This is a genomic window from Corynebacterium sp. P4-C1, from assembly GCF_030503595.1.
Classification (GTDB): Bacteria; Actinomycetota; Actinomycetes; order Mycobacteriales; family Mycobacteriaceae; genus Corynebacterium.
The window spans coordinates 1,099,992-1,122,722 of record NZ_CP129966.1; the positions used below are offsets into that span (position 1 = coordinate 1,099,992).

Consider the following 22,731-nt stretch of genomic DNA (forward strand, 5'->3'; position numbering starts at 1 on the left):
CTCCCTGAAGCGATTGGCTGCCTCATATTCTTGACCAAATGCTTCGTTATCCCCAGGCGGATCGTCCAGGATCGCGCGAATTTGATCCGTTCAACCCTTGCCAGGAACTCTCATCCTGTTCCGACCGGCTTTCGATCGTCCGAAAGGTCACGCCGGTGCCAAAGAACGACTGAAGCCCTCAGGGACGGCTATCGGTCAATTGAGGGAGATCCCCGCGTCGTTGAGCGCTGCCCGCCCGGCGGGAGTGAGACGCACGGCCCGGGTACGACCCCTGCGGGAAAGCCATTCCTTATCCAGCAGAGTCTTGCAGATTCCCGTGCCGAGAGGGCCGGCGAGGTGGAAGCGGCGTTCGGTGGAGTCCATGCACGACCTGCCCGTGTCGAGCATCTTCGGGGGCACACCCCACTGCATGAACAAGCGATGACCTTGATTAGTGACCTGACAGTGCGAGTCGATGAACTCGTGCTCTTCCAGTTGTTCAGCCAGGCGCACCCCGAGCTTACCGGCGAGGTGCTGATAACAGGTGCGGCCTTCACGTAGGTTCGCATTCGCCCGTGACGCGCTGAGGCTGTGAGGAGTGGGCAGGGGCGAGCGGGCGACCACGCCAAGGCTCTCGACCACTCGTGCGATGTCTTCCCCGGCCAGGCGAATGTAGCGGTGCCGGCCCTGCCGAATGTCGTGGACGAGACCGTGGGTGACGAGCACGTCAACATGCTCGCTCGCCGTCGACCGGGCCAGGCCCGCGTACCTGCCCAGTTCACCAACCGTCCAGGCCCGCCCGTCCATGAGCGCAGCACACATGGCCGCCCGCGACGAGTCAGCCAGAGCCGACGCGACTGTCGAGATATCCGGGACCGCTTCAGGAAACACGCGCGCAACCATGTCTCCAGTGTGCACCCGGAACTGTTCGGTGACGACCGAACAATCGCAGGCGTAGTTTGAACTCACCAGATTCATTGCATCAGGAGACGAAGGGAGCGATCGCGATGAACGGGGACCGCCAACGGCTACGCGGGCACTACGATGAGGACTTCTACAAGTGCACCTACTTCGGCCACCCGCCCGCCGAGGCTTCGCTGGAGTCTCGCGTATGACCGCGCATCGGCGCACGGCGCTGGTCGCGACCCTCCTCGGTTTCTTCATCGTCATGCTCGATACGACCATCGTCAATGTCGCCCTCGCCGAGATCGGCACTGACCTCGACATGACGGTGGGCTCACTGCAGTGGGTCGTCGACGCTTACACCCTCGTGTTCGCCGCGTTCCTTCTCACAGCTGGGGCCGCATGCGACCGTCTCGGGGCCCGCAGGGTTTACCTCGCTGGCCTGGTGGTCTTTGCTGTGCTCTCGGCCGTGTGCGCCCTCGCTCCCACAGGCGGGTTCCTCGTCGCTGGTCGCGCCGTCCAGGGCGTGGGCGCGGCAGCGATCGTGCCGGGCTCTCTGGCATTGCTGTCGGCTGTGTACGACGATCCGAAGGAACGAGCACGCGCCATCGGGCTGTGGGGCGGCGCAGGAGGTGTTGCCGCCGCGATCGGACCGGTCCTGGGCGGAGCGCTGGTGTCGACGATCGGGTGGCGGGCGGTGTTCTGGGTCAACCTCCCCATCGTCGCTATCGGCTGTCTGCTCACCTTGTGGGCAATTCCCGCGCTCACGGGCAGTCGCGCGAGACGGGTGGACCTACCCGGACAGGTGCTCTCCGTGCTCACGCTGGTGGCAGTAACCTATGCAGTCATCACCGCAGGCGAACACGGATGGTCACCCTGGCAGGTAGCCGTGCTGATCGCCGGGGGCGTCTTCCTCGCCCTGTTCATCATCGCAGAGCGACGACACCCGGACCCGATGCTGCCGATGGCCTTGTTCACTCGTGCCCGGTTCTCCGTGGCCGCAATGGTAGGGCTCGCGCTCAACATCAGCTTCTTCGGACAACTCTTCGTGCTCTCCCTCTTCTTCCAGCAGTACCTGGGATACGAGCCGTGGCTGGCAGGCCTCGCGCTGGCACCACAGGCGTGCAGCGCCGTGGTCGCGTCACCGCTGGGCGGCCGTGCCGTCGCCCGGTGGGGCGCGTTCCCCACCATGCTCACCGGCCTGGTAGTCGGCACGATCGGCTTCAGCAGCCTCGTGCTGCTCACCGCAGAAACCCCTTACGTGGTGGTCGCGGTGTTGACCTTCACGGCTGGATTCGGGATGGCCTTCGCGATGCCGGCCGCGACCTCGGCCGCAGTGGCCTCGGCCCCGCCGGAACATGTCGGCATCGCAGGAGGAGTCATCAATGCCGCCCGCCAGACCGGCAGCGTCGTCGGCGTCGCAGTCCTCGGCGAAATGGTCGCCAGTGGAGCGTTCCTCACAGGCTTCCACACAGCCGTCGCGGTCGCCGGTGGAGTCTTCGGTGCCGCAGCGCTCGTAGTTGCTGCCACCATCATCAGTCACCTACAGGAGCCAGTTACACCTGAAGTTTAGAATCATTGTGTGATGAAGCACCATCGGAGGAGGTCGAAGAAGCTGCTCTCCCCCCCAACTTTGCAACAGCACCTATACGAGCCAGGTGCGCGTCATGCGGGCAGCCCATTCAACAACGGCTGCACCAGTCAACGCTGCGTCGGTCGCGGCCTGTGTTTGTTTTGTACTCCATAGTCCATTAACTGCTAGCATCGCGGACATGGGTAGACCACGAACGTTTGACGAGGCGACGGTGCTGGATGCCGCGGCCGCGCAGTTCAGGGTGCGTGGATTCGCGGACACGTCGACTGAGCAGTTGTGCGCGGCGGCCGGGGTGCGGCGGAGCAGCCTGTACAACGCCTTCGACTCCAAGGATGAGCTGTTCGTTCGAGCACTGGAGCGCTATGTCGAGGTCACTGGTGAGAGTCAGGAGGCGGTGCTCGCCGATGCCGAACTGGATGGCTTCGCACGCGTGAGCGGTGTTCTGAATCTCATGATCGCCGAGGAGTACGAGGCGTCCACTGAAGGGCACGCGGCCGGGTGCATGGTCGTGACGACACGCATGACGCCGGACCGCGGCAGTCAGGACCCGCGCGTCGCCCGCATCCTCGACCGTGCACTGGGACGCCAGCTCGCGATGCTGGAGCACGCCGTCAGGGCCGGCAGGTTCGACGGCAGCCTCCGGCCGGACCTGGACGCTCGGGACACCGCACTGCTGGTCGTCACCCTGATCTCAGGGATTCGCGTCATGGCACAGGCCGGCTCCGCACCCGAGGAACTGCGGCGGATCGTCGCACTCGGCCTCAGTGCCCTGACACCTTGATACGCCACTACTGAGAAATCCGTGAGCTGTCGGGCTCACCTGCACCTTTATTTTGTACTAGAGAATCCAGATTGGAGACCGGGCAATGAAGAAATACCTGTACGTACTGATGCTCACGATCATGGTGGTGGTCATGAGCGAGTTCCAGACCGCGGGGATGATGCCGCAGATCGCCGCAGACCTGGGCGTCTCGACCGGCCAGGTCGGGACGGTGGTCACTTTGTACGCGCTCGGCATGGCGCTCGGAGGCCCGCTGCTGGTGTACCTCCTGCGGCATCGCCCACCCAAAGCCTCGCTGTTGATCGTCATCGGAACCTATGCCGCGCTGGAGGTCCTGGTCCCGCTGATCCACGAGTTCTGGTGGCTGGCACTGCTTCGCGTCCTGACCGGATGCCTCTCCGGCGCCGCCTATGGCATCGCCGTGTCCTACAGCGCCCGACTGGCCCCGAGTCCGGAGAAGATCGGCGAAGCAGTGTCCATCGTGCTCGGCGGCATCATGATCGGAACCGTCATCGGCCTGCCGCTGTCGCACTTCCTCGCGGCCCGCTGGGGCTGGCAGTCCAGCTTCTACATCCTAGGCATCGCGGCCTTCGCCGTGTTCCTCATCAGCCTGCTCACCCTGCCCGCCCCTGAAGCCGCCACCCAGGAAGCCGCCGCACAGGACCTGCGCAAGCTGCGCTCGCCGAAACTCTGGTCCAGATACCTGGTCAGCCTGCTGACCATCGGCGCAGCCTTTGCCGGCTTCTCCTACTTCACCCCGCTGCTGGAACAGAACGCCGGCTTCGCGACGAATACGACGACCCTGATCCTGCTCGCCTACGGGATCGTGTCCTTCATCGGCAACCTCATCGTCGGCAAGTTCGCCGACCAGCACGCCATCGGCATCCTGCGCATCGGACACACACTGCTATTCATCTCACTCGCGCTCCTTGGAGCCTTCAGCAACGCACAGCCGCTCGTGCTGGCCATGGTGCTCATCGTAGGCGTCGCCGGAGTGCCGATGAACCCCGCCCTGGTCGCCCGCGTCGCCGAAATCGGAGGAACCGGGAACATGGTCAGCACGGTGCACACCTCCCTCATTACCATGGGCGTCGCCCTGGGATCAGCAATCGGCGCGCTCGCCATCGGCCGAGCCGGTGACGATCCCTCCGCAGCCATGTGGATCGGAGCAGCCTTCGCCGTTCTCGCCACACTCACCCTCGCAACACAAGCACGAGGCAGAAGACAACCTCTTCGACCGCCCCATGCAACTGAAACAGTAGATTGTGTCTGATCTGCTGATCTGATCAGATCACATCTCCAATCGGCAGGCCCGTCGATCTCCTGGACCATCAAACAGACGTAGCTACTTTCGCATCCCAACGGCGTTCTCGTCTCCATGTAGCGCTGTGGAGGCGATGCACTCATTGCGGAAAGGGCAAGGCACGATGTTTGTCTACGGGCAACCGAACCCGGACGCGGTGATCGTCAACCGGGTCTTCGAGACGGCCTGAGAACGCCCACACGCAGCGGCCATCAGGGAATGAGAAACTGAGTCTTCGCTGCTCTCCCCCCAACTTTGCAACAGCACCTGAAATGGGGACCGACGGTCTCAAGGTCCGGGGCGACATTCGCAGGGGTCAGATCTTGTATTTCTGGGAGTCGTAACGGGTACCTGGTCTTGTAGGCCCAGGAGCTCCCACAGGTGGTCGACAACCTGCACTGGGCTCTTCCGGGGGCAAGGTTGGATGAATCGCTCTTCCGGGGGCAAGGTTGGATGAATCCCATCTCAGCGACACGGGAACTGTACGAATCGATGTATGGGTCGACCACGACCTCGGCGGATCTAGTATTTTGAAGAGAAAAATAACCCCGCAGGGAAACCTGCGGGGTGTTGTTGTAACTAGAACGGTGCTTGTTCAGCGTCTGCGAGCGCTGCGTTCGCCGCCTCGCCTCCGCGACGGGCTGCTCGGGCCGCGGACTCCTTCTTGGAATCAATCAACTGCACCGTGTCGATGCGTGCGACCAGCGGGTAGTGCTTCACACCGTCCTTGTCGGTGTAGACGTCGGTTTTCAGCGAGTAGCTCACCGCGACGCGATCGCCGGAGCCGATGCAGCCGAACACGCCGGGGTTCTTCGCGTCCTGGACGTAGCCGGTCAGCTCCACGATCTCGGACTCAACCTTGCCGGTGGCCTTGTTCTTGAAGGTGTTGCGCGCATAGACGCTGAGCTTCACCGTCGCGCCACCGTTTGCGTGCTCGAACAGCTTCGGTGCGCGAGCTGCGTTGCCGACGATGGTGCCGTTGTTGAAGGGGTTGGACATGGTGGTTCTCCTTACGTGAGTGGGTGTGAATTGCCGTGCAATTTGGGTACTTAAGCAGCGGCTTTGCTGCTGCGGGGTGGTTGCGCTGTCGTTACAGCACTGCCCAGGGCAGCGGTGTGCCTGCCGCCTCTAGGTCGCGCAGTTCTTGCGCTGCGCCCGGATCGGCGTCCTCGCCGTCGATGCCGTCGGCGAGCTGGTAGAGCAGTTCCAGGTCGGTGTGGATGAAGTCGCGCATCAGGTGCCTCCTTGTTCGGATTGATGGTCAATCCGTCTGTTGGAGACAGCTCTGCTGTCTAGGGGTCGCTCCCCTGTCTCGTTGAGGTATCTGTCTTCGCAAGCCACGGCCCCGCGAGAAAAAGAAACCCCGTTGCATCGCTGCAACGGGGTGTGTGGTGCTACTCGGTGAACAAGATCGTGCGGGTCTTCTCGGCGCCCTCGCGGACGAGTTCAACCATCCGCTCGCCTTGGCCGATGTCGGTCAGCTTGGCCACCAGCGAGGCGAAGTTCTCCTTCGGCCCGATCTCGGTGGCTCGCTGCGCAGCCACGCCAGCTAGCCCCGGTTGGCCGGTGGCGTGGGCGAGCACGGCAACAGTGGCGGTGAGCTGCGCACGCATCCCCGGCCAGCTGGTCGGGACAGCGCGCATAACCTGCTCTATGAACGCAAGGCCAGCCTGCGGGTCATCGAGCAGTGCCGCAAGCAGCGTGTCTCGCAAGCGCGGCGTGGTGAAGCATTTCAACGCAGACCGAACAGCACGAATGCTCGGCTGGGTCATCCCCGCCGCCTGCTCATACTCACGCTGCAGCATGTCGGAGAACATGGGCGGGACATACGCCAGCGCGTCTTCGATGATGTCGGCGTGCTCGGCAGCGTCGATGCCGTGATCGGTGCTGTTCAACCGTGCCTCGATGTCGTCTTTGCTCGGCTCCGGCAGCTCGCCGGTGTGCTCTAGCATCTGCTTAAGCGCCGCCGATGCGGCGACCTCGCCGACAACACCGTGGCGCGGCTCGTCAATGAACGGATGCTGGTACACAGACCACCACGCAGCCCCGGTGACGATCTCGGGCAACTGCACCACCCCGAGCAGCGGCGGTAGGTGCACTGCCCCGCTGGTGAGGTACGTGGCCGTCTCGTCGAAGACCGGCTGTGCAATGTCATCGCTGATCATGTACGCGATAACAGCGTCGAGTTCCAGGTGGTTGACCCACGCTGCGAACCGCTCGCGGCTGTCGGTGAGCTTCTCCACGGCCTCGTCCAGGTCGAACCGTGCGACCGGGCCGAGGCGGACGGTGTCGACGCCCTCGTCGTCGACGAAGAACGCGAGGATCAGCGAGTTGTTCGGGTAAAACCCGAGGATGCCGGGGAGGTTCGCGAGGATCTCGCCGTGAGATGCAAGCGTGTGGGAATGAGTGGACATGGCAGTGCTCCTTTGCACGAATACGGGGTGTACACGGTCAATCCCGTATTCGGTCCGGCTCTGCCGGTCGCAGGCGTATCCCAGCAGTGCAGTGCCTTTGTGCGCTGGGCGTCGCTAGCGCAGCCTGATGCCTTCTCGCCGGGTGCGAGCGCTAGCGACGCAGCCTGTGCCTAAGCGTCGGCTTCGATGCGCTTGAGAGCGCGATAGATCGTCGGCCGCGAGACGTTGAGTGTCCTGGCTACTGCGCTGACGGACTTGCCGCCCTCAATAAGCTTTCTCCCGAACGCCACGGTTGAGCAGTCTCACCCCCCGAGATAGGCAGACCCCCCGAACTGCCGGCTCCCGTGGCGTTCCTTCGTTGCCGCCGACCTCGCAATCACTAAGCAATGCCCCGAAAACCTGCGCCGCTTCGTTGGAGCGTCGCAGTTCCGTTTGGTGCAGGATTTTGACCCTAGTGCACCAGCTAGTGCACCAAATGGTGATCCGCTCACAAAATGAAGAAGGCCCCTACCAGCATTTGCACTGGTAGGGGCCTTATCTTAGTAGCGGGGGCTGGATTCGAACCAACGACCTCTGGGTTATGAGCCCAGCGAGCTACCGAGCTGCTCCACCCCGCGTCGGGCGACTTCTCGCCTGCTGCCGTGATCGGCAACGGCGTTAACTATACGCACGGGGACATGAAAGACCAAATCCCCTGGTCCCGCGGTTGCGGGCCAGAGGATTGTTCACCCGGTGTTCACCGTGTTTCTACCGCGCTACTGGAGCTTCTGGTAGTTCTCCACGGCGCGGTCGAGCTTGTCCAGGGCGCGGCCGTATTCCTCGAAGGAGCCGTCACGGGCGCCTTCGATGCCGCGGAGTGCGTCGTCGATCTCCTTGAGGGCGCCGTCCTTGTCGCCGGCGGGAGCGCCCGTGGAGCCCTCGGCCTTGTTCTCCTCAGCCGACTGCTCCCCGTCCTTAGGCTCGGCCGCAGGGTCGGGCACGCCTTCGCCGGCGATGCTGATGTCCTGGGCTTCCTTGGCATCAATGCCCACCTGGCTCAGAGCCTGGGAGACGGTCGGGGCGTAGCCGACGCGGTCCTTGTAGAAGACGAGCACGCGCAGCAGCTTCGGGAAGGCGGAGGCCTGGTCCTTGCGCTGCGAGTAGATCGGCTCGACGTAGAGGATCTCGCCGTTGCCGACAGGCAGGGTGAGCAGGTTGCCGTTTTTCAGGTCGTTGGAGCCCTCCCACAGGGTGCGGTCACGGGCGACCTGGTCGGAGGACATCAGGGCATCCTGGGCCTGCTTCGGGCCGCGGGTCTGCGTGTTCGTCGGCAGGACGCGGACGGTGATGTGGCCGTAGTTGTCCGCGTCCGACGAGACAGCCATGTGGGCGGAGAGGAACTCGCGGTCCAGGCCGCGGTACGGGGTGATCAGCTGGAAGGACGGGTTCTTCGTCTTCGGGTCAGCTGCAACCACGTAGTACGGCGGCTGGTTCAGCTCGTTGCGGCCCTCCGGCGCCGTGGGGTCGTTCGGGACGGACCAGAAAGCGTCGTTGTTGAAGAACACACCCGGATCAGACACGTGATAGCGGGCCAGCAATTCACGCTGCACCTTGAACAGATCTTCTGGGTAGCGCAGGTGCTCGCGCAAGTCGTCGGAGATTTCCGAGGACGGGTGGACGGTGCCCGGGAAGGCGCCCATCCATGCCTTGAGAACCGGGTCCTCCTCGTCGAAGGCGTAGAGGTCCACGCTGCCGTCGTAGGCGTCGACGGTGGCCTTGACGGAGTTGCGGATGTAGCCGACCTCATTGTTCACCAGGCGTTGGTCGGTGCCCTCCGGATTGAGTGCGTCCACGGTAGTGGACTGCAGGGAGGTGCGCGTGGAATACGGCAGCGCCGACAAGGTGGTGTAGCCGTCGACGACCCACTTGATGCGGCCGTCCACGACTGCCGGGTAGGTCTGCTGGTCGGTGGTCAGCCACGGAGCGACCTTCTCCACACGCTGGCGCGGGTCGCGGTCGTACAGGATGCGGGAATCGCCGCCGACGCGGTCGGACAGGATGAGGTTGAGCTCCTGGTACTTGATTGCGTACGCGATGCGGTCGATCCAGTTGCCGATCCCCACTCCGCCTTCACCGTCGTAGGTGAACTGGGTGCCGTCGGTGTCGTACTCGAGCGGGCCCTGGCCCACATCGCCGACAACGGCGTAGTCGAGGCCGTCGCCCGCCGAAGCGATGACCGGACCGTAGTAGACGCGCGGCTGGTCGACGCGGATACCCAGGTCTTCCGCGTCCTTTTTCTCCGCGGCGTTCTGGTTCGCCTGCAGGTCCGAGACTGTGAAGACAGGGAGGCCGCCGCGGGTGGAACCTGCGTCCTGGGCTGCCTCGTCGACGATGCTCGCCTGCGCCGCGACGAAGCCGTTGCCGTGGGTGTACACGGTGTGACGGTTGAGCCAGTCCTTCTGGTTCTCCTGCAGGGCGTTCGGGTTCAGCTCGCGGGCAGCCACGACATAGTCGCGCAGCTCGCCGTCAACCGTGTAGCGGTCCATGGCCAGACTGTCCGGGAAGCCGTAGAAATTCTTCAGCTGCTGGTTCTGGGTGAAGGTCGGGCCGAGGATATCTGGGTCCAGCAGGCGGATATTCGAAATGGTGGCGGAGTCGTTGCCAACCTCACTGTCGTCAGTTTTCTCCGCGCCCCAATTGTTCTCGTAGGTGACTTTGTCGTCGGTGAGCCCGTATGCCTCGCGGGTGGCCTCGATATTGCGGGCGATGTAATCCGCCTCCCGCTCCTGGCGGTTCGGGTTGACAGAGAACTGCTGCAGCAGGGCCGGCCACGCCTGGCCGATGACCAGAGAGGACAGCACCATCAGCACGGTGGCCATGACGGGCACACGCAAGTCCCTGAACACCACGGAAGCGAAGAACGCGGCGGCGACAAGGACGGCGATGATCATGAGGATGATCTTCGCCGGCAGCTGCGCGTTGATGCCGGTGTAAGACGCACCCGTGAAGATGTCGTTGCGGTCGAACAGGAGGCTGTAGCGCTGCAGCCAGTAATCGAGGGCCTTGACGAGCATCCACAGGCCCGCGGTGACGGCGAGCTGGATCAGCGCCGGACGGGAGATACGCCCCTTGGTGCCGGCGGCCTGGCTGGCGATGCGGATGCCGCCGAGCAGGTAGTGGCCGACCAAGCCGACGAGAAACGCGATGACGAGGAGCATCGACAGGACGCTGACGATGGTGGTCAGTCCTGGCAGGGCGAAAGCGTAAAAACCGAGGTCGCGGCCGAACTGGGCGTCAGTCGTGCCGAAGGATTCGGAATTGACCCACAGGAGGAAGGTGCGCCAGGTGCTCTGCCCCAGCAGACCGCTGACCAGGCCGACCGCGACAGGCACCCACACCAGCAGCGGGCGGATGCCGGACCGGATGGCCGCCCGGTTGATCGTCATCGGGGAGTTCGGGTCGCCCAGCGACGCGAAGTCGCCGTCGCTATCGCGTCCGCGCCACGCGAAAAAGGCGGCGGCCCAGGTGACCGCGGCGCCGACTGCACCGAAGATCACGAACAGGACGACACGGGCGATGATGGTTTTCGTGAACACCCCTCGGTAATCCAGCTCGCCGAACCAGCGGAAGTCGGTGTAGAAACCGACCAGGATCGGAACGAGGAAGAGCACCAGGGCGATGACCGCCATGATGGTCACGAATTTATTCGAGGATTTCCCCGGTTTCGGACGGGGGCGGTTAAGCCGCGTGGCCAAAATCCTGCTCCTTATACGGTCTGTAGCGTTTTCTCTGGCAGTGAGCTATTAAGCTCTTACACTAAATTGCTTAACGCCTAAAAGACCAGAAGGGTTCCCTCTTGCCGCAGTTACAACGCCCCCAGCAGGCTCTGAACAAGGCCATGATGGAAGCTGTGGAGTTCGTCCACGCTGAAGGCTGGGACGCCTCTCCCACGCTGTTCGCGCTGGTACCCACAGAATTGGTTGCGGACCAGCTGGCATCGCTCGAGGAAGAGGCAGATTCGCCGCTGACCTTGATCGTCCAGGAGGACATGCCGGAGCACATCCAGCCCGGCTCGGACGAGCTCGGCGACTACCTCACGCGCCTCGTGTGGCCCGAGGAGATCGCGGGGCTGGTGCTCGCCCAGGAAATCATGTTCAAAGACACCGCCGGTGCCTCCGCAGATGAGGCGCGTCCGGCGCGGCTGTTCTCAGGTGTGCTGCGCGAAGAGGGCATCGAGCAGACCTTGCTGCAGCTGCGCCCGACGGAGGAGGAGCTGGAGGAGGCCGGCCCGTTCGCACAGGACGATATCCAGCTGCGCGGCGGCCCGGGGGTGGCCCCGGCTGTGCTTGGGGCGCTGCGTTACAGCTTGGAAAATGAAGAAATAGACTAGAACCAAAGGAAGCTTCACACGCCTCCGGGCCCGTCGATTGAAGGAGTCTGTCCCGCCGTGCTGTCCCCCACGTTCACCCGCCGCGCATGCGTGCCCGTCGCACTCGCGCTCGCGCTCGGCCTGTCCTCGTGCTCGTCGAAGGATGAGAAACCGGCCGGACCGTCCGAGACAGCACCGCAGAACACTGAAACGGCAGCGGAAACAAGTGAGCCGGACGCGAGCGGGGAATCTCCGGCTCAGACGGAGACGACTGGGGAGACTGGGACTTCTGAGACCACGGCGACGTCGACAAGCGGGCGCTGGCTCGGCGGAGGCGGCGGCGACAAGCTGGAGGAAGTCCGGGAGACGTTCGTGTCGCTCGCGCCTGAATCGCTTTTCGACGCCTTGGACACCTGCACCGAGACCAGCCTGCGCCACTCCTACGACTGCAGCGGTAAAGACATCGGCCAATTCCAGTTCTTCGAGTCCGAACCGATGGCCAAGGACACCGCGAATGTGCTGGAGGGGCTGAAGAGCTCCACGATCGTGGAGGAAACCGAGGACAAGCTCGTCGGCTGGAGCATGATCGGGCGCACCGCCGTGATCACCGTGGTGGATGTGGCCGAGGGCACCGTGCTGCAGCAGATGATGTCTTCTGAGGTGGAGGACCCCCGCGAGAGGATCTACGAACTCGGTCTCGCGGAGCGCAAGGGTGGGGCGGACAGCTCGGGTTCCAGCGCCAGCACGTCAGAACCCCGCCCCTAAAGCTAAGAAGCCTTAACCGGCGGGGCGCCGCTGAATCAGTCCGCTTCGCAGGTCTGTACCGGTTCGCCGGTGGAGAAGGAGTGCATGGCGGAGATTGCGTCGTCAAGCGTGGCCACCTTCGCGACGACCATGCCGCCACTGTCCACCTTGCGTGCCTCGGCGCAATTCTTCTCGGGGGCCAGGAAGAGCTCGGCGCCGCCGTCGCGCGCGGCCTCGAGCTTGTGGGTGATGCCGCCGATCGGGCCGACGCTGCCGTCTTCCGCGATGGTGCCGGTGCCCGCGACGTTGCGGCCGCCGTTGAGCTCGCCGGGCGAGAGTTTGTCGATCACGGCGAGAGAGAAGATCATGCCTGCGCTTGGGCCGCCGACGTCTTTAAGGTTGTAGGTGACGTGGATGTCGCCGGCCGGCTCCGAGGTCATGGTGATGCCCAGCAGGGGCAGCTCCTTGTCTTCGGGGTTCTCCCCCAGCTCCACCGTGGCTTCTTTACCGGCCGCCTCACCGCGCGTGTAGGTGACGGTGACCTCGTCGCCCGGGTTCTTGGCGCGGATTTTGTCCTGGACCTGCTGCGGCTCGGTGACCTCTTCCCCGTCGACGGCGGTGATGGTGTCCCCCGCCTCGATCTCTCCGGCGGCGGCGGTGCCCTCGACTACGTCGTGGACGATGATCTTCGTCGGCTCACCCAAATGCTTCATCGCGGCGACCGTCGCGGCGGACTCGGAGGCGACGAACGATGCCTCGTTGTGCTCGCGCATCTGCTCGTCGGTCATATCACGCGGCATGATCTGGTCGATGGGCACGAGCGTGTCGCCGGAGACCAGCCAGCGGCTCAGCGCCTGCCCCATCGTCATGTTGGTGCGCACCGAGACAGTGGTCATGTCGAGCGAGCCGGACGTCTCGTCGAGCTCGCCGCCCTCGATCTCCACGACCGGGGTGCCCTCCACCTCCGACAAAGTGTTGAAGGTCGGGCCCGGACCTTCCGCGGCGAACGGTACTGTCAGCTTGACTGGTGTGCCCGGGATTCCCCCCACCATCAGCATCAGTGCCATAAGCGCGAGCGGCACGCCGCCCCAGATGAGGGCGCGGCGGCGGGTGCGCTGGACGTCGGTCTGCTTTGCTGCGGGTTTTTCCACGGGTGTAAAGCCTACATGGCGCGTGTTCGCTCTCAGCGTTGCTCCCTGCCCCGGTAATTCGTGGACCTGCCCCGATACCCGCCGGTAGGCTTGCCACCATGGTTAACGGATTCGGGTTTTCTTTCCCCAACCACGACGGAGACGACGACAACGATCGCGACCGTGATCGCGACCGCGACCGCGAAAATGATGGGCGCGGCGACGGCAACGGCCGCGGCGGCGACCAGTCCAACCCGTTCGGCCAGTTCGGTTTCGCCTTCGGCAACGGCGGCGGCGCGAACTTCAGCGGCAACCTGGGCGACATCCTCGGTCAATTCGGCGAAATGCTCTCCGGCATGGGCCAGCAGGGCCAACCCGGTCAGCCGGGCCAGGAAGACGGCAAGCCGAAGCAGGATCCGGTGAATTACGACGTGGCGCTGCGCACCGCGCGCCGCGGCATCAAGGAGCCGAAGGGCGTGACCGCGAACGACCGCACGGCAGTCAGCGAGTCGACCCGCCTGGCCAACCTCTGGCTGGACGACGCTTCCGCGTTGCCCGATTCGGGCGCTCGGCCGGAGGCGTGGAGCGCCGACGAATGGCTGACCAACACCTTGCCCACTTGGAAGCGCCTGGTCAGCCCTGTGGCCGAACACATGGACCGTGCCCAGCTCGACGCGATGCCGGAACAGGCCCGCGAGATCTTCGGGCCGATCACGCAGATGCTCGGCCACTTCAACTCCATGAACTTCGGCGCGAAGCTAGGCCAGGCGCTCGGTGACCTGGCCAACCAGGCTCTGACCGGCAACGACTTCGGGCTGCCCGTCGCACCGAGCGGCGTGATCGGAATTGTGCCGAAGAATATCGAGCCGATTTCGGACCAGCTGTCCATCCCCGGTCAAGAGGTGCTCGTGTACATCTCCGCCCGTGAGGCGGCACGCCAGCGCCTGTTCACGCACGTGCCGTGGCTGGTGGAGCGCATCGTCTCCTCCGTGGAGGAGTACTCGGTGGGCCTCGAGCTGGACACTTCCCACATCGAGGAGCAGATCCGCAACCTCGACTTGGAGTCCGGCGACCCGGCCAAGATCCAGGAGGCGATGAGCGGCATGCAGGACATGGACATGTCCCCGCGCGTGACCTCCCGCAACGCCGCTGCCGCGTCCCGTCTGGAAACGCTGCTGGCACTCGTGGAGGGCTGGGTCGAGGTCGTCGTGGAGGATGCACTCGGCGAGCGCATCCCCTCCACCGCGGCGCTGACCGAGTCGTGGGCGCGACGCCGCGCCACCGGCGGTTCGGCCGAACACGCATTCAACAACATCGTCGGCATTGAGCTGGGCACCCCGAAGACAAATGAGGCGGCGGATCTGTGGCGCCGCGCCACCAACGCCGTCGGCGTCGACCGCCGCGACAAGGTGTGGGACCACCCGGACTTCCTGCCTACTGCGGAGCACTTGGACAACCCGGCCGCGTTCATTGACACGCTGCTCGACGACACTCCGGATGCGCAGTTCGATGAGGAGATCGCCAAGCTCGAGGAAATGCTCGCCAACGAGACCGGCCCGAGCGAAGACGACCGCCCCACCGACAAGGACCGAGAGCAGGGCAACAAGAACGACCGAGACGACGGAGACGGCGACTAAGCCGGCCCGAAACGCTGGTACGCCTCCAGGTAGCCTTTCGCGCGTTCAGCGCGGGGCACTCGGTCGGCCCACTCCCAGAACTCCGGCCCGTGGCCAGGAATGAAAGTGTGCACCAGCTCGTGCACGACAACGGCGTCGACGACCCAGTCGGGCACGTCGCGAAGCCGGTCGCTGATCCGGATGTCGCCGGTTGAAATTGTGCACGACCCCCACTGAGTGTTGTGGTTGCTCGCCCACCGCACGGAACCGATATTAGCTTTGCCGTCGAGGACCTGCTTGTTCAGCTTTTCTGCGCGCGCGAGCAGGTCCTCGTCCGAAACCGCGTGCGAGGTCGTGCGCCGGGACAGTTTCGCCAGAATCTCCCCGACGGCCTCACGTTCCTCCGCTGCGGAAAACCGCGCGGGAATGCGCACCACGATCTTGTCCCCCGCGTGGCGTGCCTGCACCGTGCGTGTCCTGCGCGCCGAACGGATCACCTCCACGCCTTCGGGCGGCCATTGCCCGCCGCCGGATGTCGTTTGAAATGGACGTTGCATGGGTGCGGATGCTCTCTGCCGCTGGAATAGTGGCGGTCGGGGGTGGAAATTTTGCTGGACGATTCAACACTAGTCACGCTCGGCCACGGGGTGCGCGTACTTGCCCGCGGGGAGGATGCCGTGCAATTCGGTGTGGACGCGACACGCAGCGGAGTCGTGGAGACACCGCTCGCGCCCGTACTCAGCAGGGCACTCGGGGGCACAGATTGGCCGCTGACCGTCGGCACGCTGAAAGACAGGCTCGTCGGCGAGTGCCGCGTGGACACGACATCCGCGCGCACGCTTATCGACGATTTGTGGTCCTACCGCATCCTCGTCCCCGCCGAGCCGGCGGCGGTGGCAGTGCTGGGGACGTCGCTGTTAGCACGGGAGATCACGCGGGTGCTCAACGCCTGCGGGGCTATGGTGCGCATCCCGCTGACCAACGAGGACACCGCGGACTTCATGGAGCGGCAAGACGGCGTTCCTGTGGTCGTGGTGGACCGCGCGCACGAATACTTGACGCACGGCCGGGCGCTCAAACGCCACAGCGGCTGGCTTGTACCGGTGCTCTCCTACGACTCGCGGGTGATCGTCGGCCCGGTGGCCCGGGACGGCCGCTACGCCTGCGCCATGTGCGCCTACATGCATCTGCAGGACCGGGACGAGCACTTCCACCACACCTCCGCCGCGCTAACGCAGCAGCCCGCAACGATGGATCCCGTCGTGGCCGCAGTCGGTGCCGCCGCTGCCGCAGTCGTGGTCAGACGGCTGTGCGGCATGCCCGACCCGCCCGGGGTCATCGCGGAAACTCCGGGCATTGGCTGGGCCGCCGTGGTGGACCCGCTCGGTTCGCAACCCGTCGTGGACGTGGACATGGCCCCGCACCCGCAGTGCCCGGTGTGCGCCGCGCAGGAAATCTGACCTGCTGCTAGCGATAATCCTCGAGCACAGCGAGCAGGTCCTCGCCGTACTGCTCGAGCTTGGCTGGCCCGATCCCGGAGATGTCCAGCAGCTCGCCTTCGCTGGCGGGCATCGCCTCCACAACCGAGAGCAGCGTCGCGTCCGTGAACACCATGTACGGCGGATGCTGAGCTTCGCGCGCGACCTCGAGACGCCACTGTTTCAGCGCCAAGAATGCGGCTTCATTGTAGGTCGGTTCGCAGTCCTCATGGCGGCCGAGGCTCTTCTCCGCCGGGGTGGCGAGCTGATTGCCGCACACGCGGCACCGCTTGGAGCGTTTCAGCCGCTCTGGCGCGGCCTCCACATCCAGCTGCGGGGCGATACCGTCGAGGAAGCGGGAGCGCTCGCGGGAAGCTCGGCCACCCTCCTGCCGGGCCAGCGACCACGACAGGTGTAGGTGCTCGCGGGCACGGGTGATGCCCACGTAGAACAAGCGGCGCTCCTCCTCGATCTGATCGTCGCCGGCCTTGATGGCGTGCGAGATCGGCAGGGTCTTCTCCACCAGTCCGGCGAGGAAGACCGCATCCCACTCCAAGCCCTTCGCGGCGTGGAGGCTGGCCAGCGTCACGCCGTCGACAGCCGGGGGCTGCTTCGCTTCCGCGCGCTGGCGCAGGGACCCCAGCACCCCGGGCAAGTCGGTGGCCTCGCCGGTGCGGACAATGTCGGCGATGAGCTCCACCAATGCGTTGAGTGTCTGCCACCGCTCGCGCTGGCGGGCGCCCTCTGGCTCGGTGGCCGACAGGCCCAGCGGCGCGAACGCCGCCTTGGCCACCGCCACTGGGTCGTCGGGCAAGTCGTTGCGGCGGGTGGCGGAGACGAGCACGTTGATCGCCTCGCGGATTTCGGGCCGGGTGAAAAAGCCTTCGCCGCCCCGGACTTGGTAGACCACGCCGGCATCGGAAAGCGCCTGCTCGAACACCGCCGACTGCGCGTTGATGCGGTAGAGCACGGCGATCTCGCGGGCGGGGGTTCCCGCGGCGATGAGTTTCTTGATCTGGGCGGCGACATCGCGCGCCTCCGAAGGCTCGTCCGGGTAGGAGGCGAATGTCGGCTCCGGCCCTGGATCGCGCATGCCCTGCAATTCCAGGCGGGTGCCCGCTTCCCTGCCCGTGGCCTTGGAGATGACGGTGTTGGCCAGGTCGGTGACCTCGGGTGTGGAACGGTAGTCCCGCTGCAACTTCACCACGGTGCCGTGCGGGTACGTGCGGGAGAAATTCAGCAGGTAATCCGGCGTCGCGCCGGTGAAGGAGTAAATCGTCTGGTTGGCGTCGCCCACCACAGTGAGGTCGTCGCGCTGACCGAGCCAGCCCTCCAGCACCCGCTGCTGCAGCGGGGTGACGTCCTGGTACTCGTCCACGACGAAGGTCTGGTACTGGTTGCGGAATTCCTCGGCAACGGCCGGGGCATTCTCCAGCGCGCCGGCGACGTGCAGCAACAAGTCGTCGAAATCGAGCGCCATGCCCTCCGGGCTGGTCTTGGCTTCCTCGTAGCGCTTGTACACGGCCGCGACTTTCTCCGCCGCTGCTGGCGGCTCGCGGTGGGAATTCTCAATCGCGCCGGCGTAGCCCTCCGGTGTGATCAGGGAGGCCTTGGCCCACTCAATCTCGCCGAGGAGGTCGCGCACGAGCTCTTTGTCCGGTTCCAGGCCGACGGTGCGGGTGGCGCGGGCGACGAGCGGGAATTTGTTGTCGATCAGTGTCCACGGCAGGTCGCCCGCCACCTGCGGCCAGAAATACCGAAGCTGGCGCAGTGCCGCCGCGTGGAACGTGCGGGCCTGGACACCGCCGATGCCCATCGTGCGCAGGCGGTCGCGCATCTCCCCCGCCGCGCGGGAGGTGAAGGTGACGGCCAGGACCTTTTGCGGCACGACGAAGCCCTGGTCGATCAGGTGCGCAATGCGGTAGGTGATGGTGCGGGTCTTACCGGTTCCCGCGCCGGCGAGAATGCACACCGGCCCCCGTGGCGCGGTGGCGGCGACTCGCTGGTCTTCGTCGAGCTGGTCGAGATCGATCACGTATTAATCATCCTCTTGCGAACGGGCGGCCTCGGACAGGTCGTCCGGGGTCTCCTCGGCGTAGCGGATGTACAGGAGCTTGTCGCCCGGCTCGACGGTCTCCGCCTCCGGGGAATCGAGGCGGTAGAGCTCGCCGGAGCGGACCACACCCAAGACGATGTCGGCGAGGTGGCGCGGGTTCGCTCCCACTTCGTCGTCGAGGACCATACGCTCGGAGACCGTGAATCCGGCGTTGGGGCTGAGCAGGTCCTCCATCATGGCCACCACGGTCGGGGTGGAGGTTGCGATGCCGAGCAGGCGTCCGGCTGTTTCCGAGGAGATGACCACCGAGTCCGCGCCCGACTGCTCCAGCAGGTGCTGGTTCTCAGCTTCGCGCACCGAAGCGACGATGTTCACGCCCGGGTTGATCTCGCGCACCGACAACGTGACCAGCACAGCGGTGTCATCCGAGGACGGTGCGACCACCACGGACCGGGCGCGGCTGACACCGGCAATCTTCAGCACGTCTGATTTGGTGGCGTTGCCGTGGACGCACACCAGCCCCCGGTTCTCCGCGTGGACGAGGGCTTCGTTGCTGGCATCGATGACGACGATATTGGAGGGCGACATGCCGTCGGCAAGCAATGCCTCGACAGCGGACCTGCCCTTGGTGCCGTAACCGATGATGATGGTGTGGTTGCGCACGGTTTTCCTCCACCGTTGAAGTTGCAGCGTCCTACGGGAATCCTCCGTGAGCACGGACAGCGTTGTGCCGACGAGCAGCATCAGGAACGCCACGCGCAACGGAGTGACAATGAAGATGTTGACCAACCTGGAAGATTGAGTCACCGGGGTAATATCGCCGTAGCCGGTGGTCGAGAGCGACACGGCCGAGTAGTACACGGCGTCGATGAATGTCAACGGCTCGGAGTACGCGTCCTTATCCATCCACACGATCACGGCGACGATGACCACGAGGAGGATCGCGTACACGAAGCGGCGGCTGATCAGCGCCCACGGAGTGCTCCGCGCCGCCTGCGGGAGGCGGATGACGTTGATGAGCGCATGGTCAGGAAGCGCGGTGAGTTCCTCACCGCGCAGCCTGCTGCGGAATGAAATCCGCGGACCAAACGAAAGCGCCATATCACGACTCTAAACTGGCCGGAGCCGCTCGTTGCAGCAAGCCCTCCAGCTCCCCGCGTTCAGGCAGGTCAGTGGGCGAGAAGTCCTCACCGGTGCGGACGTAGAAGAAGACGGCGCGAATGGGCTTGCCGTCGGCGGCGATGCGGCGCCACGCCTCGCGGTAGACCGCTAGCTGCAGTTTCGCTGCGCGCATCTCCGCCGCCTGGGGCTTGCTGCCGGTCTTCCAGTCCACGATGGTCCACCCGTCGGGGTCCTCGAAAACGGCGTCGATGCGCCCACGCACCGTGGATGTCCCCAGATCGATTTCAAAGGGGTGCTCGATGTGGGCGGGAGTGCGGGTGGCCCACTGGCTGGCGGAGAAATTCTCCTTCAGCCGCGCCAGGGTCTCGGCATCCACGTCCGGCTCGAGGTTGCCGGGCAGCTCATCGTCGTCCAGCAGGGGACGCGCCCCGAAGAACCCCTCGATCCATTCGTGGAAGGCGGTGCCGCGCTTGGCGTAGGCGTTCGGTTTGAACGGCACCGGGCGGCGCGCGCGGCGGGCGAACTGCTCCGGGTCAGCACGCAAGGCGACGATGTCGGAGGCGGTCAGCGTGGCCGGCATGACCACGGGCACAGCGGGCCGCTCCGCGGCTTTGTGCTCCTCGATGAGTGCCTCTGTGTCGCGCTCCCACAGGGAGTACAGCTCACCGTCCGCCAGCGCGGGCAGTTCTCCGCGTGCGGCGCGGACCGTCTCTGCCGCTGCCACTGTCGCGGGCTCGGCCGAGTAGTGGGGCCACAGGCCTTCGCGGGTCGCAGTCGGTGCGTCCTCCCCGGACTCGCCGCCCTCCCACCAGTGCAGGACCTCCGCCGCGGGTGTGCCTTCGGGGTGCATGAGCACGTCGCGCAGGGCACGGAAGTGCGCGTAGGGCTCGGCCTGCCTTTCACGGTCAGGCACGATGGCGGAGCCGGTGACCATGAGCCTTTCTGCCGCGCGGGTAACCGCGACGTAGAACAAGCGTGCCGCTTCTTCCTCGAGCTCGGCCTTCTTGGCCTTTTTGTACTCTTCGGAGAGCTTCTGGAATTCGGAGCGGTCTTCAGCGGCACTAAACACGTCGTAATCATCGTCTGGGACGTGCTTGACCTGGCTGAGAAAAGTCTCGGTGGTGACGCTGTAGGTCTGGGTGTCCGCGTGCACAACGGCGACAGTGTCCCACTCCAGGCCCTTCGCTTTGTGAGCGGTGAGGATCTGCACCCGGTCGCCGCTGGTGCTCACGGAACCGGGTTCGAGGCCGTCCTCATGCTCGGCGGCCAAGTCCAGGTAGGACAGGAAGCCCTCAATATCGGCGCCCGGGTAGGCGGCGACGGTCTCTGCGAATTTATCCAGGTGGACGGTGCCCGTCTGCGACGGGCGCGCAAGGACTTCGGTGCGGATGCCGAAGGTGGCCACGAGGTCGTCGAACAGGTCCGGCAGGCGTTTGCCCAGACTGCGGGTGCGCAGGGCGCGCAGCTTCGCGGCCAGGGCTTGCAAGCGCAGCAGCCCCTCCGGTGAATAGCGCTCGGGCTCACCCAGATCGGCCACCGCGTCGCCGAGGCCCACGCTGCGCTCGTTCTCCCCCACCGCGTTCTCGGCGTTCTCGATCAGCTCCGCCAGCTGCACCTGCAGGCGCTCGCGCGGGTCGGTGTCCGCGGGCAGCTCGTCGACGGCATTCGCACGCCGCTCGCCGGCCAGATTCACCGCACGGCCGGCCAGCGCGGAAATGTCCTTCAAACCCAGACCGCACGCGGGGCCGGCGAGGATGCGCAACGCGGCGGCCGAGTCCTGCGGGTGCACAAGCATGCGCGCCACCGCGACAGTGTCCGCCACTTCGGGCACGGTGAGCAGACCGGCGGTGCCCACGATCTCGTAGGGCACGCCGCGCTCCTCCAGAGCCTCTGCGATGGCCGCGGAATGCCTGTTCTTGCGCACCAGCGCAGCCGAGGAGACTTCCCTGCCAGCGTCGACGCGCCCGTGATAATCCTCGGCCAGCATGTCGGCGACGACGGCTATCTCCTCGTCCTCGGTGGCGTAGAAACCCAGCTCGACGACGCCCGGCTGCGCGTCGGGTTTCGAGGTCAGCGGCTCCACGGCGCGCTGACTGCCCTCCGGGGTGCCCAACACCGCGGCGGAAACAGAATTTGCTGTGGCCAGCACCTCCGGCGGATTGCGCCACGAGGTGGTCAACTGCGTCTTCGGTGCGGGAGAACCGTCCGGCAGCGGGAAGTCGTCGACGAAGGCGGCCAAGTTCGCAGCGGTGGCTCCGCGCCAGCCGTAAATGGCTTGCATCGGGTCGCCCACCACGGTGACGGTGAGCGGGTGGGCGTGGCGGGACGGGTCGTCCCGGTTCTCCCCGAACAGGCTGCGCAGCAGCACGCGCTGGGCGTGGGAGGTGTCCTGGTATTCGTCGAGCATGATCACGCGGAAACGGTCCCGCTGGGAGGCGCCCACACCCGGATGGTCGGCGGCCATCTGCGCCGCCACGGACATCTGCTCGTTGAAGGTGACCACGCCGCGCTCGCGTAGTTCGCGGCCGAGCTCCAGGGCAAGATCCGCGTAGGCGCGGCGGAGCTGCTGGTGGTCGGCCCACCCCTGCACCGTCTTGTTGTAAGTCTCTACCTGCCCTTTACCGCGCGGGAGGCTAGCCAGGTTGTCCAGGAACGCCTCGGTTTCCTCCGCGATGCGTTCGTGCGGGAAGAGCTCGTTGCCCATGTTGGTGACCAGCTGCAGCAGAGTGTCCACCACCGTGTCTATGGCCGGGTTTTCGGCCACCCCGTGGAGCAGCTTGCCGCCGTGGTCGTTGACCACCTCCCAGGCGATCGAGTGGAGCTCTGCGTCGGTGATCAGGCGCGCATCCGGCTCGACGGGCACGAGTAGGCCGTATTCGCGGATCAGGTTGCCCGCGTAGGAGTCGTAGGTGGACACCGTCGGCGCGATCGCGGTCAACGATTCCGCTAGATTCCCCGTCGGGTCAAGGCGGCGGACCACTTGCTCGTCGACCGCGAGCTTCTCCAGCCGGGTGCGGATGCGCTTGCCCAGCTCCTGCGCAGCCTTCCTGGTGAAGGTCAGGCCGAGAACTTCTTCGGGCCGGACGTAGCCGTTGGCCACGAGCCACACCACGCGCGAGGCCATGGTCTCGGTCTTTCCGGCGCCGGCGCCGGCGACAACGAGCAACGGGCCCGGTTCGGCGCCGATGACGGCGGCCTGCTGGTCGGTGGGCATGAATTTCTCGCCCATGTAGCGCCACAGCGTCGTGGGCGGGACGGGAGTG

18 protein-coding genes, 1 tRNA gene and 1 pseudogene are annotated in these 22,731 nt (G+C 65.3%); 8 read left to right on the forward strand and 12 right to left on the reverse strand.

What is annotated here, in order from left to right:
- Window positions 1-195 precede the first annotated feature (195 nt).
- On the reverse strand, window positions 196-957 hold the full coding sequence (locus tag QYR03_RS05245; RefSeq protein WP_269507746.1) for a helix-turn-helix transcriptional regulator: 762 nt from the start codon (window positions 955-957) through the stop codon (window positions 196-198).
- A 133-nt stretch (window positions 958-1,090) separates the two neighbouring features.
- Here QYR03_RS05245 and QYR03_RS05250 point away from each other — a divergent pair, with 133 nt between their 5' ends.
- The 4 genes and pseudogenes from QYR03_RS05250 to QYR03_RS05265 all read left to right on the forward strand — a co-directional run.
- Complete coding sequence (locus QYR03_RS05250) at window positions 1,091-2,455, forward strand: MFS transporter (RefSeq protein ID WP_301713267.1); 1,365 nt, start codon at window positions 1,091-1,093, stop codon at window positions 2,453-2,455.
- 199 nt (window positions 2,456-2,654) lie between these two features.
- Window positions 2,655-3,257 carry a TetR/AcrR family transcriptional regulator gene (locus QYR03_RS05255; RefSeq protein WP_042529878.1) on the forward strand — a complete coding sequence of 201 codons (603 nt, stop codon included), beginning with the start codon at window positions 2,655-2,657 and terminating at the stop codon, window positions 3,255-3,257.
- An 85-nt stretch (window positions 3,258-3,342) separates the two neighbouring features.
- Window positions 3,343-4,530 (forward strand): MFS transporter, encoded by a 1,188-nt coding sequence (locus tag QYR03_RS05260; protein WP_301713266.1) that lies wholly within the window; start codon window positions 3,343-3,345, stop codon window positions 4,528-4,530.
- A gap of 115 nt (window positions 4,531-4,645) precedes the next feature.
- Window positions 4,646-4,750, forward strand: a pseudogene (locus QYR03_RS05265) (IS6 family transposase); the annotation flags it as partial.
- A 389-nt stretch (window positions 4,751-5,139) separates the two neighbouring features.
- Here QYR03_RS05265 and QYR03_RS05270 read toward each other — a convergent pair.
- The 6 genes from QYR03_RS05270 to QYR03_RS05295 all read right to left on the reverse strand — a co-directional run bounded on the left by QYR03_RS05270 (window position 5,140) and on the right by QYR03_RS05295 (window position 10,642).
- Entirely contained in the window at window positions 5,140-5,559 is a 420-nt protein-coding gene (locus tag QYR03_RS05270) for a single-stranded DNA-binding protein (protein WP_301713264.1), read from the reverse strand.
- Window positions 5,560-5,650: 91 nt separating this feature from the next.
- Window positions 5,651-5,794: a hypothetical protein gene (locus tag QYR03_RS05275; RefSeq protein WP_005291046.1), complete on the reverse strand. Its 144-nt coding sequence runs from the start codon at window positions 5,792-5,794 to the stop codon at window positions 5,651-5,653.
- A gap of 160 nt (window positions 5,795-5,954) precedes the next feature.
- Window positions 5,955-6,974, reverse strand: a complete 1,020-nt coding sequence (locus QYR03_RS05280) for a DUF4192 domain-containing protein (protein WP_301713263.1) — start codon at window positions 6,972-6,974, stop codon at window positions 5,955-5,957.
- Window positions 6,975-7,144: 170 nt separating this feature from the next.
- The gene (locus tag QYR03_RS05285; RefSeq protein ID WP_083583987.1) at window positions 7,145-7,264 is read right to left on the reverse strand and encodes a helix-turn-helix domain-containing protein; all 120 of its coding nucleotides are present in this window, start codon (window positions 7,262-7,264) and stop codon (window positions 7,145-7,147) included.
- A gap of 253 nt (window positions 7,265-7,517) precedes the next feature.
- Window positions 7,518-7,591 (reverse strand) — tRNA-Met (locus QYR03_RS05290).
- Window positions 7,592-7,729: 138 nt separating this feature from the next.
- Window positions 7,730-10,642, reverse strand: coding sequence for a UPF0182 family protein (locus tag QYR03_RS05295; protein ID WP_301979001.1), 2,913 nt, complete (start codon window positions 10,640-10,642; stop codon window positions 7,730-7,732).
- 167 nt (window positions 10,643-10,809) lie between these two features.
- Here QYR03_RS05295 and QYR03_RS05300 point away from each other — a divergent pair, with 167 nt between their 5' ends.
- Complete coding sequence (locus tag QYR03_RS05300; protein ID WP_259849550.1) at window positions 10,810-11,343, forward strand: PPA1309 family protein; 534 nt, start codon at window positions 10,810-10,812, stop codon at window positions 11,341-11,343.
- A gap of 57 nt (window positions 11,344-11,400) precedes the next feature.
- On the forward strand, window positions 11,401-12,087 hold the full coding sequence (locus QYR03_RS05305) for a hypothetical protein (protein ID WP_259849552.1): 687 nt from the start codon (window positions 11,401-11,403) through the stop codon (window positions 12,085-12,087).
- A 35-nt stretch (window positions 12,088-12,122) separates the two neighbouring features.
- Here QYR03_RS05305 and QYR03_RS05310 read toward each other — a convergent pair whose 3' ends face one another.
- The gene (locus tag QYR03_RS05310) at window positions 12,123-13,133 is read right to left on the reverse strand and encodes a PDZ domain-containing protein (RefSeq protein ID WP_259850041.1); all 1,011 of its coding nucleotides are present in this window, start codon (window positions 13,131-13,133) and stop codon (window positions 12,123-12,125) included.
- Window positions 13,134-13,315: 182 nt separating this feature from the next.
- On the opposite strand from QYR03_RS05310, the gene QYR03_RS05315 reads away from it, so the two are divergent.
- Window positions 13,316-14,833, forward strand: a complete 1,518-nt coding sequence (locus tag QYR03_RS05315) for a zinc-dependent metalloprotease (RefSeq protein ID WP_259849553.1) — start codon at window positions 13,316-13,318, stop codon at window positions 14,831-14,833.
- Here the strand turns inward: QYR03_RS05315 and QYR03_RS05320 are convergent.
- Window positions 14,830-15,369 carry a M48 family metallopeptidase gene (locus tag QYR03_RS05320; protein WP_259849555.1) on the reverse strand — a complete coding sequence of 180 codons (540 nt, stop codon included), beginning with the start codon at window positions 15,367-15,369 and terminating at the stop codon, window positions 14,830-14,832. The two genes, QYR03_RS05315 and QYR03_RS05320, sit on opposite strands and share 4 nt — an antisense overlap.
- A gap of 42 nt (window positions 15,370-15,411) precedes the next feature.
- Here QYR03_RS05320 and QYR03_RS05325 point away from each other — a divergent pair, with 42 nt between their 5' ends.
- Window positions 15,412-16,272, forward strand: coding sequence for a hypothetical protein (locus QYR03_RS05325; RefSeq protein ID WP_259849556.1), 861 nt, complete (start codon window positions 15,412-15,414; stop codon window positions 16,270-16,272).
- Between the two features lie 7 nt (window positions 16,273-16,279).
- Here the strand turns inward: QYR03_RS05325 and QYR03_RS05330 are convergent, their stop codons facing one another.
- From QYR03_RS05330 to QYR03_RS05340, 3 genes are read right to left on the reverse strand one after another with little or no spacing between them, the layout of a single operon-like run.
- Window positions 16,280-18,325, reverse strand: a complete 2,046-nt coding sequence (locus tag QYR03_RS05330) for an ATP-dependent DNA helicase UvrD2 (protein ID WP_259849559.1) — start codon at window positions 18,323-18,325, stop codon at window positions 16,280-16,282.
- A 3-nt stretch (window positions 18,326-18,328) separates the two neighbouring features.
- The gene (locus tag QYR03_RS05335) at window positions 18,329-19,447 is read right to left on the reverse strand and encodes a TrkA family potassium uptake protein (protein WP_259849561.1); all 1,119 of its coding nucleotides are present in this window, start codon (window positions 19,445-19,447) and stop codon (window positions 18,329-18,331) included.
- A 1-nt stretch (window position 19,448) separates the two neighbouring features.
- Window positions 19,449-22,697 carry an ATP-dependent helicase gene (locus tag QYR03_RS05340; protein ID WP_301713273.1) on the reverse strand — a complete coding sequence of 1,083 codons (3,249 nt, stop codon included), beginning with the start codon at window positions 22,695-22,697 and terminating at the stop codon, window positions 19,449-19,451.
- Window positions 22,698-22,731: the final 34 nt, after the last annotated feature.